This window comes from Methylobacterium sp. Leaf113, from assembly GCF_001423325.1.
Taxonomy (GTDB): domain Bacteria; phylum Pseudomonadota; class Alphaproteobacteria; order Rhizobiales; family Beijerinckiaceae; genus Methylobacterium.
On sequence record NZ_LMNJ01000017.1, the window covers coordinates 64,507 to 80,043 of the forward strand.

At 64.0% G+C, this 15,537-nt stretch carries 13 protein-coding genes and 1 tRNA gene; 4 read left to right on the forward strand and 10 right to left on the reverse strand.

Annotated features, from left to right (window positions below):
• Positions 1–305 precede the first annotated feature (305 nt).
• Positions 306–3,356: a bifunctional diguanylate cyclase/phosphodiesterase gene (locus tag ASF60_RS12695; RefSeq protein WP_082507934.1), complete on the reverse strand. Its 3,051-nt coding sequence runs from the start codon at positions 3,354–3,356 to the stop codon at positions 306–308.
• A 20-nt stretch (positions 3,357–3,376) separates the two neighbouring features.
• Here ASF60_RS12695 and ASF60_RS24465 point away from each other — a divergent pair, with 20 nt between their 5' ends.
• The 3 genes from ASF60_RS24465 to ASF60_RS12700 all read left to right on the forward strand — a co-directional run bounded on the left by ASF60_RS24465 (position 3,377) and on the right by ASF60_RS12700 (position 5,166).
• Positions 3,377–3,589: a hypothetical protein gene (locus ASF60_RS24465; RefSeq protein WP_156634076.1), complete on the forward strand. Its 213-nt coding sequence runs from the start codon at positions 3,377–3,379 to the stop codon at positions 3,587–3,589.
• Positions 3,590–3,724: 135 nt separating this feature from the next.
• Positions 3,725–4,021, forward strand: a complete 297-nt coding sequence (locus ASF60_RS24470; RefSeq protein ID WP_156376309.1) for a hypothetical protein — start codon at positions 3,725–3,727, stop codon at positions 4,019–4,021.
• Positions 4,022–4,611: 590 nt separating this feature from the next.
• The gene (locus ASF60_RS12700; RefSeq protein ID WP_056185102.1) at positions 4,612–5,166 is read left to right on the forward strand and encodes a PAS domain-containing protein; all 555 of its coding nucleotides are present in this window, start codon (positions 4,612–4,614) and stop codon (positions 5,164–5,166) included.
• A gap of 86 nt (positions 5,167–5,252) precedes the next feature.
• On the opposite strand, the gene ASF60_RS12705 is transcribed toward ASF60_RS12700, so the two are convergent.
• From ASF60_RS12705 to ASF60_RS12715, 3 genes are all read right to left on the reverse strand, one after another.
• Positions 5,253–5,477 carry a hypothetical protein gene (locus ASF60_RS12705; RefSeq protein WP_056185104.1) on the reverse strand — a complete coding sequence of 75 codons (225 nt, stop codon included), beginning with the start codon at positions 5,475–5,477 and terminating at the stop codon, positions 5,253–5,255.
• Positions 5,474–5,713, reverse strand: a complete 240-nt coding sequence (locus ASF60_RS12710; RefSeq protein WP_056185121.1) for a hypothetical protein — start codon at positions 5,711–5,713, stop codon at positions 5,474–5,476. The genes ASF60_RS12705 and ASF60_RS12710 overlap by 4 nt, the downstream gene beginning before the upstream one ends.
• A 954-nt stretch (positions 5,714–6,667) precedes the next feature.
• Entirely contained in the window at positions 6,668–7,255 is a 588-nt protein-coding gene (locus ASF60_RS12715; protein ID WP_056185187.1) for a PAS domain-containing protein, read from the reverse strand.
• Positions 7,256–8,309: 1,054 nt separating this feature from the next.
• Here ASF60_RS12715 and katG point away from each other — a divergent pair.
• Positions 8,310–10,631, forward strand: a complete 2,322-nt coding sequence (katG, locus tag ASF60_RS12720; RefSeq protein WP_056185189.1) for a catalase/peroxidase HPI — start codon at positions 8,310–8,312, stop codon at positions 10,629–10,631.
• 556 nt (positions 10,632–11,187) lie between these two features.
• Here the strand turns inward: katG and ASF60_RS12725 are convergent.
• The 6 genes from ASF60_RS12725 to ASF60_RS12750 all read right to left on the reverse strand — a co-directional run bounded on the left by ASF60_RS12725 (position 11,188) and on the right by ASF60_RS12750 (position 15,454).
• Positions 11,188–11,264, reverse strand: a tRNA-Pro gene (locus ASF60_RS12725).
• Positions 11,265–11,345: 81 nt separating this feature from the next.
• On the reverse strand, positions 11,346–12,074 hold the full coding sequence (locus tag ASF60_RS12730) for a 4'-phosphopantetheinyl transferase family protein (protein ID WP_082507935.1): 729 nt from the start codon (positions 12,072–12,074) through the stop codon (positions 11,346–11,348).
• Positions 12,075–12,321: 247 nt separating this feature from the next.
• Complete coding sequence (locus ASF60_RS12735; protein WP_056185192.1) at positions 12,322–13,194, reverse strand: RNA polymerase factor sigma-32; 873 nt, start codon at positions 13,192–13,194, stop codon at positions 12,322–12,324.
• A gap of 306 nt (positions 13,195–13,500) precedes the next feature.
• The gene (locus ASF60_RS12740) at positions 13,501–14,091 is read right to left on the reverse strand and encodes a CarD family transcriptional regulator (RefSeq protein ID WP_056185126.1); all 591 of its coding nucleotides are present in this window, start codon (positions 14,089–14,091) and stop codon (positions 13,501–13,503) included.
• Positions 14,092–14,551: 460 nt separating this feature from the next.
• A complete protein-coding gene (gene fdxA / locus ASF60_RS12745) occupies positions 14,552–14,890 on the reverse strand; it encodes a ferredoxin FdxA (protein WP_056185129.1) in 339 nt (112 codons plus the stop codon).
• Positions 14,891–15,163: 273 nt separating this feature from the next.
• A complete protein-coding gene (locus ASF60_RS12750; protein ID WP_056185132.1) occupies positions 15,164–15,454 on the reverse strand; it encodes an RNA-binding S4 domain-containing protein in 291 nt (96 codons plus the stop codon).
• Positions 15,455–15,537: the final 83 nt, after the last annotated feature.

Consider the following 15,537-nt stretch of genomic DNA (forward strand, 5'->3'; position numbering starts at 1 on the left):
ATGAATCATGAACACAAGCTTGGGGCAATATCACAACGCCGTGTCGTGGATCGCGCGAATCCTCGATTCATGACTCTCCCGCCGGTTGCTGACCAGGACAGTCGGCCGAGGTGGGCATTGCATGCGGCCCGCTCAGGACGGCACCGCCACACGAACAGCGTCGAGACATCGCCGGCGATGCGACGGGGTCGCGATGCGCGTTGAGGCTACGAGCAGACCGGTGCGGTCATGTGTGAACACCGTGACGATGAAAGTCGCGCCGTGGCCAGCAGGGACGAGCGCCGGTTTCGGGCCGATCCGCCCGATCAGGCATCGAGCAGAGATCGCCGCTCGCAGGATACAGGGCAGTGCGTCCTCTCAGGCTGCTGGTCGTGTCCGACTCCGACCGGCCGCATCATGCCCTTGATGACACTCGGCGGCATCGGTTTGCCGAAGATGAAGCCCTGGACTTCGGAGCAGCCTTCCCGTCGGACCCAGTCCAGCTGCGCCTGCGTCTCGACACCTTCGGCGGTGATGGTTGCGCCGAGGTGCCTGCCCAGGCCCACCACGGCACGGACGATGGCTCCGGACGTCGACGCGCAGGCATCCTGGATGAACGAGCGATCAATCTTGATCTTGTCGAACGGGAACTGACAGAGGTAGCTGAGCGAGGAGTAGCCGGTCCCGAAATCGTCGATCGCCAGTCGGACACCGATCCTGCGGAGCCGATGCAGGCAGGCGATGACCCTCTCGGCGTCTTTCACAAGCACGCTTTCGGTGATCTCCAGCTCGAGGCGCTCCGGCGCGAGACCGGACCGGACCAGGGCGTCGAGGACGTGCTGGTGGAAGTCGATGTGCTGGATCTGAACCGCAGAGACGTTGACGCCGACGCGAAGATCGGAGGGCCACGATGCTGCTTCCTGACAGGCATCGCGCAGCGCCCAGGCTCCGAGTTCGACGATCAGGCCGGTCTCCTCGGCGAGCGGAATGAAATCGGCCGGCGAGATCATCCCCTTTGCCGCGTGCGGCCAGCGCAGCAAAGCCTCGAAACCGCGGAGCGTATCACTCGCAAGGTCAATGATCGGCTGGTAGTGCAGCGCGAAACCGCCGTTGCGGACGGTGTCCTTCAAGTCGATCTCAAGCAGATTACGGGACGCAACCGCCATATCCATCCCTGCCTCGTAGAAGCGGCACGTGTGACGACCCGCCTCCTTGGCCCGGTACAGCGCAATGTCCGCGTTCTTGAACAGGAGGTCGGCACGATCCCCGTCGTCCAATCCGATGGCGACACCGATGCTGACACCCACATTCGTCAGGTGCCCGTCGATATCCACGGGCTCGCCCACGATCTCGATGAGACGCTGCGCGGCCGCTCCCACGCCGTGCGGATGGCTTCGACCCAGCAGGATGATCGCAAACTCATCGCCTCCGAGACGCGCCACGATGTCGCCCGGCTGAAGTGAGCGCCGCATGCGGTCGGCCAGGGTACACAACAGGGCGTCGCCGGCCGGATGCCCGAAGGTGTCGTTGACCGTCTTGAAGCGATCGAGGTCGCAGCAGAGAACGGCGACCGCGGTCCCTTGCCGCTGCGCATGGACGAGTTCTTGGGTCAGCCGTTCCTGGAACTGCCGACGGTTGGGCAGGCCCGTCAGGGCATCATGCCGGGCCATGTGCTCGATCTGTGCTTCGGCGCGCTTTCGCTCCGTCGCATCCACGACCGTACCCTCGAAGCAGGATGGGCATCCTTCGGCATCGCGGACCAGCCACGCGGTTTCGGAGACCCAAATCGGTCGGCCGGTCGCGTGACCCGTGACCTCGGAGACAAAGTCATCGACCCTGCCATGCGTCAGCAGAAGGCGCATGAACGCGTGCGTCCGGTCGCCGTCGACGTACCAGTCATGGGTGAAGCCGGTGCCGGGCGCCGTCGCGCACGCCGAGTCACCGTATCCGTGAAGTTTCGCGAGAGCCTGGTTCGCCCGAACGAGCGTGCCATCGAGATTCGCACGATAGACGCCGACCACGGCGTTCTGGAAGAGCGTCTGGTACTCGGCCTCGGCGAGGCGAAGGGCCGCCTCGCGCCGCCTTCGCTCCGTGATGTCGGTGAAGGTCCGAACCAGTCCGCCTGTCGGCAAGGGCACCGATCGCACCTCGATCGAGGTGCCGTTCGGGCGTTCCCGCTCATAGGTGACGGCCGCGGTTCCCAGGGCGGCGCTCTCCAGCAGGTGTCGGAGTTCGCCATCGACCTTGCGGAACTCGCCGCGGTCAATCTGATGCTGCTGCAGGAGATCGAACCGGGCCCCCTCGTGGAGCAGCCCCTCCGAAACGCCGAGCAGATCCCGGGCCTTCTGGTTGTGCACAAGGACGCGATTGTCCGCACCGACCATCAGGATGCCCTGGTCCATGTTCTCCAGCGTCACACGAAGAAGCGTGCTGACTCCGCGCAACTGCTCCTCGGATCGCACGAGATCGGTGATGTCGACACAGACGCCGAGGAGAGCGACGACCGCACCGGTTTCATCGTGTTGCGGCAATCCGCGCGAGATGACGGTCCGGACCGTGCCGTCCGCCCTGACGAGGCGGCGCTGCCGGTCGAAGGGTCGAAGGACCATCCCGTTGCCCCCAGCATTCCTGGGATCGAAGGCCGCAAACATGTCGCGGTGTTCGTCGGGATGCAGGACATGAAGGAGGTCATCGAGAGTCAGCTCGCCGTCGGACACATCCTGTCCCACGAGCCTGCCCATGCTGGGCGACCACGTCGCCTTTCCGGATTTCAGATTGTACTGCCAATACCCGATGCCCCCGACCTGCTCGACGAGAAGCTGGTAATCCGCTGCTTCCCGCAGCTTGGCTTGTGCCGATTGCAGCGCCTCCAGATCCCGTCCGATCTGGTTCCGGGCCTCGTGCAGGCGCAGATGGGCAACCACGATGTTCGCAAGATCCTGAAACTGCCTGACCTGCTCGGGGGAAAAGGACCGCCGCTGGGAATCCATGAGACACAGGGTTCCGACGCGAATTCCCTGATGCAGAATGAGGGGCGCTCCGGCATAGAACCGGATGCCGAGCGGACCCGTGACCAGAGGGTTTTCCGCGAATCGAGGATCGGCCAGTGCATCCTCGATAATGAGGGCATCATCCGAAAGGATCGCATAGTTGCAGAATGCGATGTTCCGCGGCGTCTCCTTGACGTCGATCCCGCACCGAGCCTTGAACCACTGACGATTCTTATCCACCAGCGAGACGAAGGCGATCGGGGCCGAGAATAAAGCCTGTGCCGTGCGACACACGGCATCGAAATGTGTTTCGTCAGGCGTATCGAGCACCTTGAGATCGCGCAGGACTGCAAGCCGTTCGGACTCATTCTCCAATAACGGATACATTCAGTGCCTTATTGGACAGCTTGACCGCCCGTGTGCGGTTTCTGGCAGGAGATGACATTCCCAGGATCAAGCCAGACCGGTTAACGATCCATGCCTCTTCGCCCTTGAAATTCAACCATCAGGCGATTTATTCTAATTTGGGAATCAACGCTGCCTTGGGGGATGCGACCGGCGCCAAGCCCGAGGATTTTGACGTGAGACAAGTGCGGATGCTCCCCGGAACAGCAGATTGATGGCGGTCCCCGCCGCACCGCCTGAAGTCCGGTGCGGTTCGCATTTTAGTTGATCTGTTCGCCTTCAAATAACAGTTTGGGAGCGACATAGGCAATCGAGAACCCGATCCCACCCAAACGATGCGAGGGAACCGGATGACTGCAAAAGCGTGGGATCACATCGAACCCGATAGTGAAGATGCCTTTGGATTTATTGTCGTCGATGAACATAGTTACAAAGGCTGCGTCATACAGGATGCTACCGATCTTGGCGCAAGATTGATCCTGATAAACGCGGAAATGATTCCGATGAATTTCGTTCTTTGTTCCTTGTCTTTCGATAAGGCGGTCCTATGCGCGTCAGTCTCGCGAACCGATGAGTCGATCGATGTCTGGTATGACTGTGACGATTGCGATGTGATGTTCAATCGTCACGACCGGCGAGCCACCTGATACCGTTCTTGCGGCTGTCGAAACTGTGGTCTTCGACGACGGGGCCGGTCAAAGCTCGACGAAAATGCCCTTGATCGCCGGTAGTATCGATGGCCTGACCGGCATGCTTTGAATTGGGCCGATCGAGAGAATCAGTCGGTTCACCGTGCTGCTGTGGGCGGCCGGATGGCAGAACGGGTCCTGGGCGACCTCGAGGGGCAAGCTCAAGACCGCGTGCCATCGTCACGGAAGTCTTTCCGCGCGATGCGTCGCAGATCGTGAACGGGGTCCGGCCAACGACCGGCAACCCATCCGGCTGCGTGTCTCCTTCGGCCGATGGCACCCGCGACTTGCCGGATCTGGTCTTCCGGTTGCTCGTGGCGACCGCAATGCAGTAGTTTGTGCCTCTCGGTCCGAAATATCGGGCAAGTCAAAGGCTTGCGAAATGGCATACAAACGAGGCGGTGAGATTTAATCCGCGCCGGTCGGATAATTTAGTGCGGTACTTCGTCGTATTCACAAATTCGTGAATAAGAGAATCCTATTAAGGCGTAGATTTTTTCTGACATGTGTCCACCCTTTCCAGCAACAATCCATTGCGGGAGGATCGGATGCAGTCGATCGCTGAGGCGGCTCCTGCTTTGAGGGCCGCCGGGCTCGTTGGCGTCTGGAATACCGATGTCGTTGCCGGGAAATCGATTCTCGATGCGGGTGCGGCTGCACTCCTTGCTGGCAATATTGGACTGGCCGGCCGACCAATTCCACTGGAAGTCGCACTCGGAGCGACGCACCCCGACGATAAAGCATGGCTGTTCGCGCGCATTCGTCGTGTACGCCAGATGGGCGGAGTTTTCTCGGCCGAGTTCCGGGTCGTGACAGCGACGGGCGATGTGCGCTGGGTTCTGAATCGCGGCACGCTCGCACCCGACACCTCAGGGGCGATGAAGGGTTTGGGGGCCTATATCGACACAACCGACAGCCACAATACCCGCTTCGTCTCAGCGGGGTCCCTGGCTCAGGTCGGCGAGGATCCCCTTGCGCATGCAGCAGATCGCTGCCTCGAAACGCATTCGGCCCTTGCCGCAGGCGGATATACGAATTTGCGCCGTATCACCGAAACGCTGCTCCTCGGGATCGGGCGAGCGCTCGCGCAGCGTCACACCTGATCGGGTGAGACGGACGTTCCTCCTCGGCCGGTCCAGATCCGAACGTGCGGCAGGAGACTGGCGCGTATCAGGGGGCAGTTGCGAGCTTAGTGCTTGGTGGAGGGACCAGGGGCTGCAAGAGGCTTGAGGTGCAGGAAACTCCGCTCCCCCGTCGCAGCCTCGGCCACATGGTCGATTTCATTCAGGAGGTCGCTCACGGTCTGCTGGTTGGCGGGCTTGAGATAAACACGCCGCCCAGTCATACGCCCGGCGATGAGTTGGGCCTCGGTCAACGCATCGAAGTCCGGACGCCCGGGTCGCTTCTTGGTCACTGGGCTGCTCTCCGTGCGGGGGGAAGGAAGCGCTCGGCTTCGGTCTTCCAGGCATCGCGCTGTTCGGTGACCTGAGAAAGGCAGGATCGCAAGGTTTCGATCTCCGCGTGAAGCTCACCGGCATCGACCGCGAGTTCGACACACTGGTCCTGAACCTCGGCAAGCATCTGGCGCAGCTCGGCATTCTCGATGCAGAGAGCCAGGAAGTCGGCATTGCGCTGGCCGGTATCGCTCATTCCGCCTCCCGTTCCGCGTTGAGCGGAGCGGCGCGTTTAGCGCAACCGGCGGGTGGCTTCCAACCCCTAACGCGCCCGAGGTCGCTCACCTCGGCATCAAGGCCGCCATCAGCGCGGCTCACATCGCCGCCTTGACCCTCGAGACAGGGAGGGATGCCGGCGCTGTCCGCCGGAACGTCGTCGGCGAGGCCCCGGCGGCATCCGTGCAGCGCCAGAAGCCGGAGGTTCATGGATCGAATCGAAGGCCGCGTGGGAGCGGCAGGGGAAAACCGCGGTTCACCTTCGTTCGAGAAACACGAAGACGACTCTTCGAGGAGCCCCAGATCCTTGCCGGAGGCCACTTACGGCAGCGGTCACTTTTGATGTATCAGAACGAATGACAAAGGCAGGAAAAATCATCCTCTCTGTCATCGTCCTGGCAGCCGGAGGGGCTTCCCTAAGCGTTGCCGTTGGAGCGCTCACCAAGAAGCTGTCTCCCTGGCAAGTGTACGCCTGCGATTTTCGGCTCATCAGCGCAGCAACATGCGACCTGCCGATGGCTGCACACACCACACGCGTCTCGTCATCGCGTCAGGACGCTGACCGTGAGAGGCGCTTGGCTTACCGGGAGCGCATCGTCGCCTGTGAGCACCAGAAGACGGCGAAGAGGCGTAACGGCGAACCCGTATCGGCACGGAAATGCTGGAACGAGTCCCCAGCCCCTCTTGTCAGCGTCTCAAGCCGGTGATGCCGAAAGCGTCCTTGCCCCTGGCATGGTGTTTCGAAGCCGTTCAAAACAAGACGCTTCCTGATCTCCCTCCGGCATCGGGCAGGGCGACCGAAGCACACCGGAAATCGTCCTGCTTCGGCCAGAAGGCAGCACGGAGGGCGAAGCGGAGGCGAACACCCCCGAGGGCATCGGAACCCCCGTGCGGAGATCTGTGTCGGCGACGACGGCGTTGATCGCCGGGGCCGTCAATTCATGAGGGTACGGAGCCGGTCATGGGCTGGCTTCGAGAGGCGACGTCCGAGCTCCAGCAGGAGCATGTCGATCATGTTCTGCAGAAGAGGCTCCGAGAGTTTCTGGATGGCACTTTGCGCTGCGAGGCAAAGCTCGGCGGCCTCCTCCAAAGGATGATCTGAGCCATCGGACATCCCAGCCGAACACGCGGCTTCATCCGCCCGGTTTTGCGTGATGTCGATCAGGATGCCGGTTCCTCGCCGGGGCCGGCCTGTCTCATCCAGCTCGATGAGACCGCGAGCCAGAACCCACCTCATGGCGCCGTCGGCCGAGCGAACGCGATACTCCTGCACATAGGAGCGCCCCACCTTTGCGCTTCTCGCGATGACTCCCGCGGCTTCCGCCCGGTCATCAGGATGAATCGCCTTCAGGAATAGGTTCAGTGGCACACCGACGCGCGCCGCAGCAGGTTCGACGCTGAAGAGCAGAGCAACCGTTGCGTCTGCGTACAGACGATCGTTGGGAATATCCCAATCCCAACGTCCGATTACATCCGACGCATCAATCGCAGCCTGCAATTGTATCTGCGAAGCTTTGGCCATATCTGCCCCGGCTTGCCGCACCACTGCCTCCAATGCACATGATTTCGTCGTTCACCACAACGTGAAACCTTTTTCAGCCCGGTTAACATGCGATAAATCGTCTGCGCCCTGTGGCCACGATATGGCCACGCTTTCTACATACGGTCTAAACTGAGAGGCCCGCAGTTCGACATTCTGGAGCCTATCATTGGGGACGGGACGTGGTCCGTAAGCCGAACCGTATAGAAGGCGCGTCGTCCGGCTTCCCTGACGCGAGCGAGGAGCCAAGCGCGATACGGCCCAGCCGCAGCCAACTGCTTCAGCAGCGGATCGCAGAGCAACTCGGGCTTTCGCCGGAAGCGTTCAGCACGGCACCTGTGCCGGCTTCCGGTGCGCCAAATGGTTGTCCTCCTTCCGGAGCCTTCGAGATCGGCCTCAGCCATGAGTGCCTCGAACTGCTCGAAGCCTACTCTCGGATCAAAGACCCAGAGCAGCGCCGTCGATGCCTGCAAGCTGTTCGCGAAGCGGCTGATGGTTCGGCTGTTGCAGGCCCGGTGACAAAGTCATGATGGCCCGAGCTGCCCGGAACAAGCGATCCCGACCGTTCCGGTGACGCTGGCAATCCGCGCAGGGATTCCCCCCCGGATTTTCGGATGATGAAGCAGCCTTCGGGCAGAGCATCGACGTCGGCCCGGCTCTGCGGACCGGCCGGAGCCAAACGGCGCACTCGTCCTCGCCGATGTCGGGCATCTGGTCGAACGCGGACCGGTCGGACAATTGGGTCGGGTCATCCGTTTCGCGCAGTGCTCGGCTGAGCGTCGGCGGAGATTTAAATCGCGCACGATCGGCTCTCGCTAATGTGAGATGGTTTTTCCCTAGGCGCGTCGGGGGCCTTCGACCGCCATGCGCGGCACGACACCTTGATTTTCGAGGCTCGCGGCTGATGTCGCTCGCGATGCAGGATCATTGAAGCGCGTCCGTCTCGCGACGAGAGCCACGCCTCCAGCGGCCGTCGGCGACAGTCCGGCGGTCCGATCCGTCCGGCGACGCCGGTCCTGCGCCAAGGGGGATGCTGATGAACACGACAACGATCGACAAGACCGACACCGACTCCTACCCGATGGCGGGCCAATGCCCGTTTGGAGGCGACCGCGTCGGCGGGGCCTTCGGCAGCCGTCCGGCCTTGGAGAACTGGTATCCGCATCGGCTCAGGGTCGAGCTCTTGCACCAGAACGGGCTGGCGGCCGATCCTCTCGGGCCGGATTTCGACTACGCTGCCGCCTTCCGGACGATCGACCTCGACGCGCTCAAGAACGACATCAAGCAGTTCCTCACCTCGTCAGTGGCATGGTGGCCCTCCGATTACGGCAATTACGGCCCGCAGATGGTTCGAATGGCCTGGCATTCGGCCGGCACCTACCGCATCGCCGACGGGCGCGGCGGGGCCGGCACCGGGATGCAGCGCTTCGCGCCGATCTCGAGCTGGTGGGACAACGGCAACACCGACAAGTCGCGCCGCCTGCTGCAGCCGATCAAGCACAAGTACGGCAACGCCCTGTCCTGGGCCGACCTGATGGTGCTCACCGGCAATTGCGCCCTGGAGATCATGGGCTTGCCGACCTACGGTTTCGCCGGTGGGCGCCTGGACGCCTGGGAGGCGGACGACGCCACCTATTGGGGGCCGGAGGTCGTCGAGATGGGTTCCGTCTCGAGCTTCGACGAGATGGTCAACCGGGACAAGCGCTGGCGCGGCAAGAACGGCGATCCGGACTACGACCTGGAGAACCCGCTCGCCGCCTCCCACCAGGCGCTGATCTACGTGAATCCCGAGGGGCCTTACGCGAACGGCGATCCGCAGGGCTCGGCCAACGACATCCGGGTGACCTTCACCCGGATGGCCATGAACGACGAGGAGACCGTGGCGCTGATCGCCGGTGGCCACGCCTTCGGCAAGAGCCACGGCATGACCCCCGCCAAGGAGATCGGGCCGCCGCCCGAGATGGCGCCGATGGAGGCGATGGGGCTCGGCTGGCACAACCCGAACGGCACCGGGGCCGGCAAGGACACGATGACCAACGGCATCGAGGGCAGCTGGACCCCCGATCCGACGCAATGGGACAACGCCTACCTGGAGAACCTCTTCAAGTTCGACTGGGAGCAGACCAAGAGCCCGGCCGGCGCCCTGCAATGGACGCCCAAGGACCCGAACGCGCCGCGGACGCCCGATGCACATGTCGCGGGGCAGTCGCATCCCCTGATGATGATGACCTCCGACATCGCCCTCAAGGTCGACCCGGAGTACCGGAAGGTCTGCGAGAAGTTCCTCAACGACTTCGACGCCTTCACGCAGGCCTTCTCCAAGGCGTGGTACAAGCTCACCCACCGCGACATGGGCCCCAAGCACCGCTATCTCGGCCCGGAGGTAACGATCGAGGACGGTCTGCTTTGGCAGGACCCGATCCCCGATGCGACCTATGCCTCCGTGGGCGAGTCCGAGATCGCCACGCTGAAGCAGACGATCCTGGCCACGGGCCTGTCGGTCTCGGACCTCGCCTTCACGGCCTTCTCGGCCGCCTCGACCTACCGCGACAGCGACAAGCGGGGCGGCGCCAACGGTGGCCGTCTCGCCCTTGCCCCGCAGAAGGACTGGGCCGTCAACCGCCGGGCCGCGCCCGTCGTCGAGGCGCTTCGCGGCGTCATGGCCGCATTCAACGACGCGCGTGGCGACGGCAAGCGGATTTCGCTCTCCGACCTGATCGTGCTCGCCGGCTGTGCCGCCGTGGAGAAGGCCGCTGTGGATGCGGGGATTGAGACGCGCGTGCCGTTCACGCCGGGCCGTGTCGACACCACGCAGGCGCTCACCGACATCGAGATGTTCGAGTGGCTGAAGCCAGTCGTCGATGGCTTCCGCAACTACGTCGATGACGGGTTCGGGGCGATGGCACCGCGCCTGTCGCCGGAGGAGATGTTCCTCGACAAGGCCAACCTGCTGACGCTGACCGCGCCGGAATGGGTGGTGCTGACCGGCGGTTTGCGGGCTCTGAACGCCAACCACGATGGCGCGAATCGGGGCATCTTCACCGACCGTGTCGGCGTGCTGACGACGGACTTCTTCCACACCCTGACCGACACGAACCTGGTCTGGGAGAAGACCGACGCAGCCGGCACCACCTTCACCCTGAAGGACCGCGCGAGCGGGCAGGCCAAGTTCGAAGCGACCCGTGCGGACCTCATCTTCGGCTCGAACGCGCAGCTGCGCAACATCGCCGACGCCTATGCCGGCAGCGACGGCCACCAACGGTTCGTCACGGACTTCGTACGGGTCTGGGACAAGGTGATGATGCTCGACCGGTACGACGTGAAGGGCCACCGGCGTGACGGGGCCATGGCGGCCTGATCACGACGAGCGCAGCAAGTCGCGCCCCCGTTTCCCCATCCGGTGAGACGGGGGCGTTTTAAGATCAAGCGTCTGTGAAATCGGTGTGTTGTCTCAGCCGCTTACGTTCGTAAGAGTGGGTTCGAAGATTTCATCCTGAATATCGTGTTAAATCATCGAATGATTGGAAGAATTATAGATTATCCATATTTCGATTTCTCCAGAGATGCCCCATTCGCATCTGCCTTGATCGGCGGCGAAACCCAAGACCCGGGCGTTCGTCGATTCTGACCGTCATAGGAAGGGCAAGGCGATCTGTCTTCGAGACAATCTCGATAAGGGGAGGAGGACGTCGAGGCTCCCCCAAGCCAGGCTCACGCCAGAGATGACCTGAAGCTTCCGCATCCTGGCTGTCAGCACCGCCACGAGGCGGGTGGTGCAGTTCGCAGGAAGGTTCAGGAGCACGTTCGGTTCAGGAACGGGCAGACTTTGCAAACACCAGATGAGAAGTTTTAGCGCCGATTTATTAATCGGCCGATGCTCTCTGAGCCGGGAAGACCGCCTCCCATTGGAAAGCTGGTCGGAGTGGCAGGATTTGAACCTGCGACCCCCACGTCCCGAACGTGGTGCGCTACCAGACTGCGCTACACTCCGACAGTGCCGACGGCTTGGGCCGGCGACGAGCGGACGTATAGCGAGCCCCTTGCAGACCCGCAAGCGCTTCCTTGCGGGAAATCATCCGATGGTGGCGAGTCCGGTCCGCGCCGCCCAGTCGGTCGGCAGGCGGAGCCGGCGGACGCCTTGGTTCGGCAGGGGGATCGCGACCGTCCCAACGGCGTCCGGTCCCAAGGGAAGGTCGCACAGCGACCAGCCGGCAGGGCCGGATCGCATCCACCGGACCGCGCCGGCGGCCGGGGGAACGCTGACGCTGAAGTGGTCGAGGGGCAGCGAGAGACCCGTGCCGAGGGCCTTCACCACAGCCTCCTTGCGGGTCCAGCAGCGGAAGAAGGCGGCGTCCCGGTCCGGCGCGGGCAGGCGGGTCAGGTCGGTGATTTCGTCGGGGTGAAAGTGGGGGCGGGCGATGGCCAGGGGATCGCCGATGGGTCGGATCGCCTCGACATCGACGCCGATCTCCGACTCGGATGCGATTCCGATGAGGGCATGCCGACCCGAATGCGACAGGTTGAAATGCAGCGCGGGCCGTCCGGTCCGGATCAGGTGAGGCTTGCCGGTGGCGCTGGTGGCAAAGCGAAGGTCCAGTGGCGGCGCATCGAGGGTGTGGCCCAGGACCAAGCGCAGGGCCGCGTGGCTCTGGCGGTAGCGCTGGCGGTCCTCGGCGCGGCGAAAGCGATCGGCCCGCGCCTGCTCCTCAGGGGACAGCAGGCCGGTGCCCGGTTCGGCATTGTCCGGGTCGAGGTGGAGATCCACCCGCCACACCGTGGGGCCGGAACAGGGGCCGGGCATCGCCTCGACCCAATCGGATGCCGGGGCAGGCGGCACACCGATCGCGGCGGGGGAAGGTCGATGCTGGGGGCCTCGGGGCATGTCCCCATCGTGAACCAAGCGACGCCCGCTGCCCAGCCGCTTCTGACGAGCGCCCACGCCGCGTGGCCCCGCCCCTGAGAGGGACCGGGACGCGGGATATCGTTTTTGCGATGGGTTCAGTCGATAGGCCCAGGCGCCGGGACAGAAGCTTCAGGCGCCGCGATCGCTACGCGTAGACGTTGCCGCCCGATTGCGGGAAGCGCTCGGCCAGCGCACGGCGCAGCTTCTCCAGGGCACGGTTCTCGATTTGTCGCACGCGCTCCTTCGAGATGCCGAGGCGATGCCCGAGGGCTTCGAGCGTGGCCTGGTCCTCGGCGAGGCGGCGCTCCTTGAGAATGCGCAGCTCACGCTCCGACAGGACGGTCAGCGCTTCATTGAGCCAGATCAGGCGGCGCTCTCCGTCGACGGTCGCCGACACCGTCTCGTCGGGCAGAGCAGCGCCATCGACCAGGAAGTCCATGCGCTCCGAGGATGCCTCGCTCTCTTCGCCCACGGGGGCGTTGAGCGACATGTCCGGACCGGAGAGGCGGGCGTCCATGAGGGCGACGTCCTCGCGCGAGACGCCGATGGCGGTGGCGATGCGGCGGTGGATCTCGTCGCCGACATGCTCCTCGGTCGATTGCATCAGGCGCGCCCGGAGGCGGCGCAGATTGAAGAACAGGGCCTTCTGAGCGGAGCTGGTGCCGCCCCGGACGATCGACCAGTTGCGCAGGATATAGTCCTGGATCGACGCGCGAATCCACCAGGTCGCATAGGTGGAGAACCGCACCTCGCGCTCGGGCTCGAACCGGGCCGCTGCTTCCATCAGGCCCACATGGCCTTCCTGAACCAGATCGGCCATCGGCAGACCGTAATGGCGGAAACGGCCGGCGATCGCGATCACCAGACGCATATGCGCGGCGATGAGCCCATGCAGCGCGCGCTCGTCGCGTTCATCCTTCCAGCGAACGGCAAGCCCACGTTCCTCATCGCGTGCAAGGAAGGGCGCCTCCATCGCCGTGCGTATGAACTGCCGCCGGATCCCTGCGATATCCGCCATCCCCGCCTCCGCCTCGATGAAACGTGTGTTTCCGACCACAAGGCACCGGAACCGATCCCAATCGGAACCTGAGCCTTCGCGTGGTAACGCGACAACAAGAGGTGGGTGGGTTGGTTCCCGGCCGGTCCCCTTCGAACACGCGGTCGTGAGCGACCCGGCGGGAGCTTCGGGGCCGCTAGGGACGATCAAAGGCTGGGAGTAACGGAAGCGACCATGAAAAAAGCCCGGCACTGGCGCGCCGGGCTCGAAATCGTCATTGAGGAACCCCGATGGCGCGAGGCCATCGTCAGGCGAAAACTTGGACGATCAGGCCGCCTCTTCCTGAAGGTCGTCGCTCTCGGCCTCGCCTTCCGCCTCGGCTTCGCCCTTGGCGCGGCGCGGGGACTTGGCGAGGCTCTGCTCGATGAGCTTCAGCGCCTCGGTCTCGGTGATGCGGTTCACCGACGAGATCTCACGCACGACCCGGTCGAGGGCCGACTCGTAGAGCTGGCGCTCGCTGTAGGACTGCTCGGGCTGGGCCTCGGAGCGATAGAGGTCGCGGACCACTTCGGTGACCGACAGGAGGTCGCCCGAGTTGATCTTGGCCTCGTATTCCTGCGCCCGCCGCGACCACATCGTCCGCTTGACCCGGGCGCGGCCGGTGAGGAGGTCGAGGGCCTTCTTGACGAGTTCCGGTTCGGCGAGCTTGCGCATACCGACACTGTTGGCCTTGGCGGTCGGAACGCGCAGGACCATCTTGTCCTTCTCGAACGACACGACGAACAGCTCGAGCTTGTAGCCGGCGATCTCCTGCTCCTCGATGGCGGTGATGCGACCGACACCGTGGGCTGGGTACACGACCGCTTCGCCGGTCTTGAAGCCTTGGCGGCCTGCCGTCGTCTTCTTGGCTGTGGTCATGCGAGAAGCGCCTCCAGAACATTGCGCGGCCTTGAACGCCGCGCCGAACCCTGTAATCCGGGGTGGGTCACCCGGCTTAAGCCCCTTGTCCGGTGGATCGGCATCGACGATGCACAACCAGCCGGTTCCCGGGCAAGCCGATGCGCGCGCAACGAGAAATCGTCCACCGAAAGCGGGAGGGCTTTCGGAGACCGATCGCATGCGACCCCAATCCACATTGGAATGTGAGACCCATCAGGTGATGGCCGGAGGCAGCACGTCGAGCACGAACGACGGCAGGCCTTGTCAATAACACAAACCGACCGCCGAATCAAAGGATTGCCGGCGAGACGCAGCGTCGTTGGAGGCGGGACGCACACGCTCCACAGCCTCCTGGCGGCGTCCGTGCGCCGCCTTATCGATCGGCCCGTTGCCGGCCCGGCCCGCTGTCACGCGGGCATTGGCGAGACGATCGCGGCGATCAGTCGCCGGTGCCGGGCTTGGCCGAGAAATGCGCCTCGAACTTTCCGGCAACGCCGTCCCAGGTCTTGGCGTCGGCCGGAGCGTCCTTCTTCTGGGTGATGTTCGGCCAGCTGCGCGCGTAGTCGGCGTTGACCTTCAGCCAGGTCTCCAGGCTCGGCTCGGTGTCCGGCTTGATCGCCTCGGCGGGGCATTCCGGCTCGCACACGCCGCAATCGATGCACTCGTCGGGGTGGATGACGAGCATGTTCTCGCCCTCGTAGAAGCAGTCCACCGGACATACCTCGACGCAGTCCATGTACTTGCACTTGATGCAGTTGTCGGTGACGACGTAGGTCATGGGGCCTTCAGTCCTTGATCCGGCGGGCATGTCCCGATGCCGGCGCATGGTCGCTCGCGCAGATCGATGCACGGATGTCTTGCTGCAGGGCGAGATGGGGCTGCAGGGTGACGGAGTTGCCGGATCGCGCGGGCACGAGGAGTCGCGCTGGCTCTAGACCCTGTCCGGAGGGCTGACAAGCGCAGTGGCGCCTCGGTGCCGCAACCGCGCTGCGGTGTCGCTCCGCCGCCACGCTCCCTGGAACCTTTCGACCGATCGCCGTCGGTCCGCCCCTCAATCCGGCATGTCGCCGACCACAATGTCGCCGACCACTTCGTAGAGCTGCTGCGCCTCGGGTGCCGGTCCGCGACGCTCACCGAGGTCACGGATGCGGGCGATCACCGTGGCGTGGGCGGCCGCGACCGTGACGACGTCGCCGAGGCCCACCGCCGTGGCCGCGGAGGCGGCCCGCTGCCCGTTCACCCGGACGTAGCCATCGGTCACGAGGCGCGCGGCCAGGGTTCGGGTCCGGGCGAACCGCGCGAACCACAGCCATTTGTCGAGCCGCTGACGTCCCGGCTTCATCCGAGTCCGGGCAGGGTTCGCGACAGGAGGCTGCGGTTTTGCGGCGAGGGCGGGCGTTCCAAAGGCCTGCTTGTCAAAAACCT

Coding starts and splice junctions, on each gene's coding strand:
- ASF60_RS12695 (WP_082507934.1), bottom strand. CDS start 3,356: ATGTATCCGTTATTGGAGAATGAGTCCGAACGGCTTGCAGTCCTGCGC.
- ASF60_RS24470 (WP_156376309.1), top strand. CDS start 3,725: ATGACTGCAAAAGCGTGGGATCACATCGAACCCGATAGTGAAGATGCC.
- ASF60_RS12700 (WP_056185102.1), top strand. CDS start 4,612: ATGCAGTCGATCGCTGAGGCGGCTCCTGCTTTGAGGGCCGCCGGGCTC.
- ASF60_RS12710 (WP_056185121.1), bottom strand. CDS start 5,713: ATGAGCGATACCGGCCAGCGCAATGCCGACTTCCTGGCTCTCTGCATC.
- ASF60_RS12715 (WP_056185187.1), bottom strand. CDS start 7,255: ATGGCCAAAGCTTCGCAGATACAATTGCAGGCTGCGATTGATGCGTCG.
- katG (WP_056185189.1), top strand. CDS start 8,310: ATGAACACGACAACGATCGACAAGACCGACACCGACTCCTACCCGATG.
- ASF60_RS12730 (WP_082507935.1), bottom strand. CDS start 12,074: ATGCCCGGCCCCTGTTCCGGCCCCACGGTGTGGCGGGTGGATCTCCAC.
- ASF60_RS12735 (WP_056185192.1), bottom strand. CDS start 13,194: ATGGCGGATATCGCAGGGATCCGGCGGCAGTTCATACGCACGGCGATG.
- ASF60_RS12740 (WP_056185126.1), bottom strand. CDS start 14,091: ATGACCACAGCCAAGAAGACGACGGCAGGCCGCCAAGGCTTCAAGACC.
- fdxA (WP_056185129.1), bottom strand. CDS start 14,890: ATGACCTACGTCGTCACCGACAACTGCATCAAGTGCAAGTACATGGAC.
- ASF60_RS12750 (WP_056185132.1), bottom strand. CDS start 15,454: ATGAAGCCGGGACGTCAGCGGCTCGACAAATGGCTGTGGTTCGCGCGG.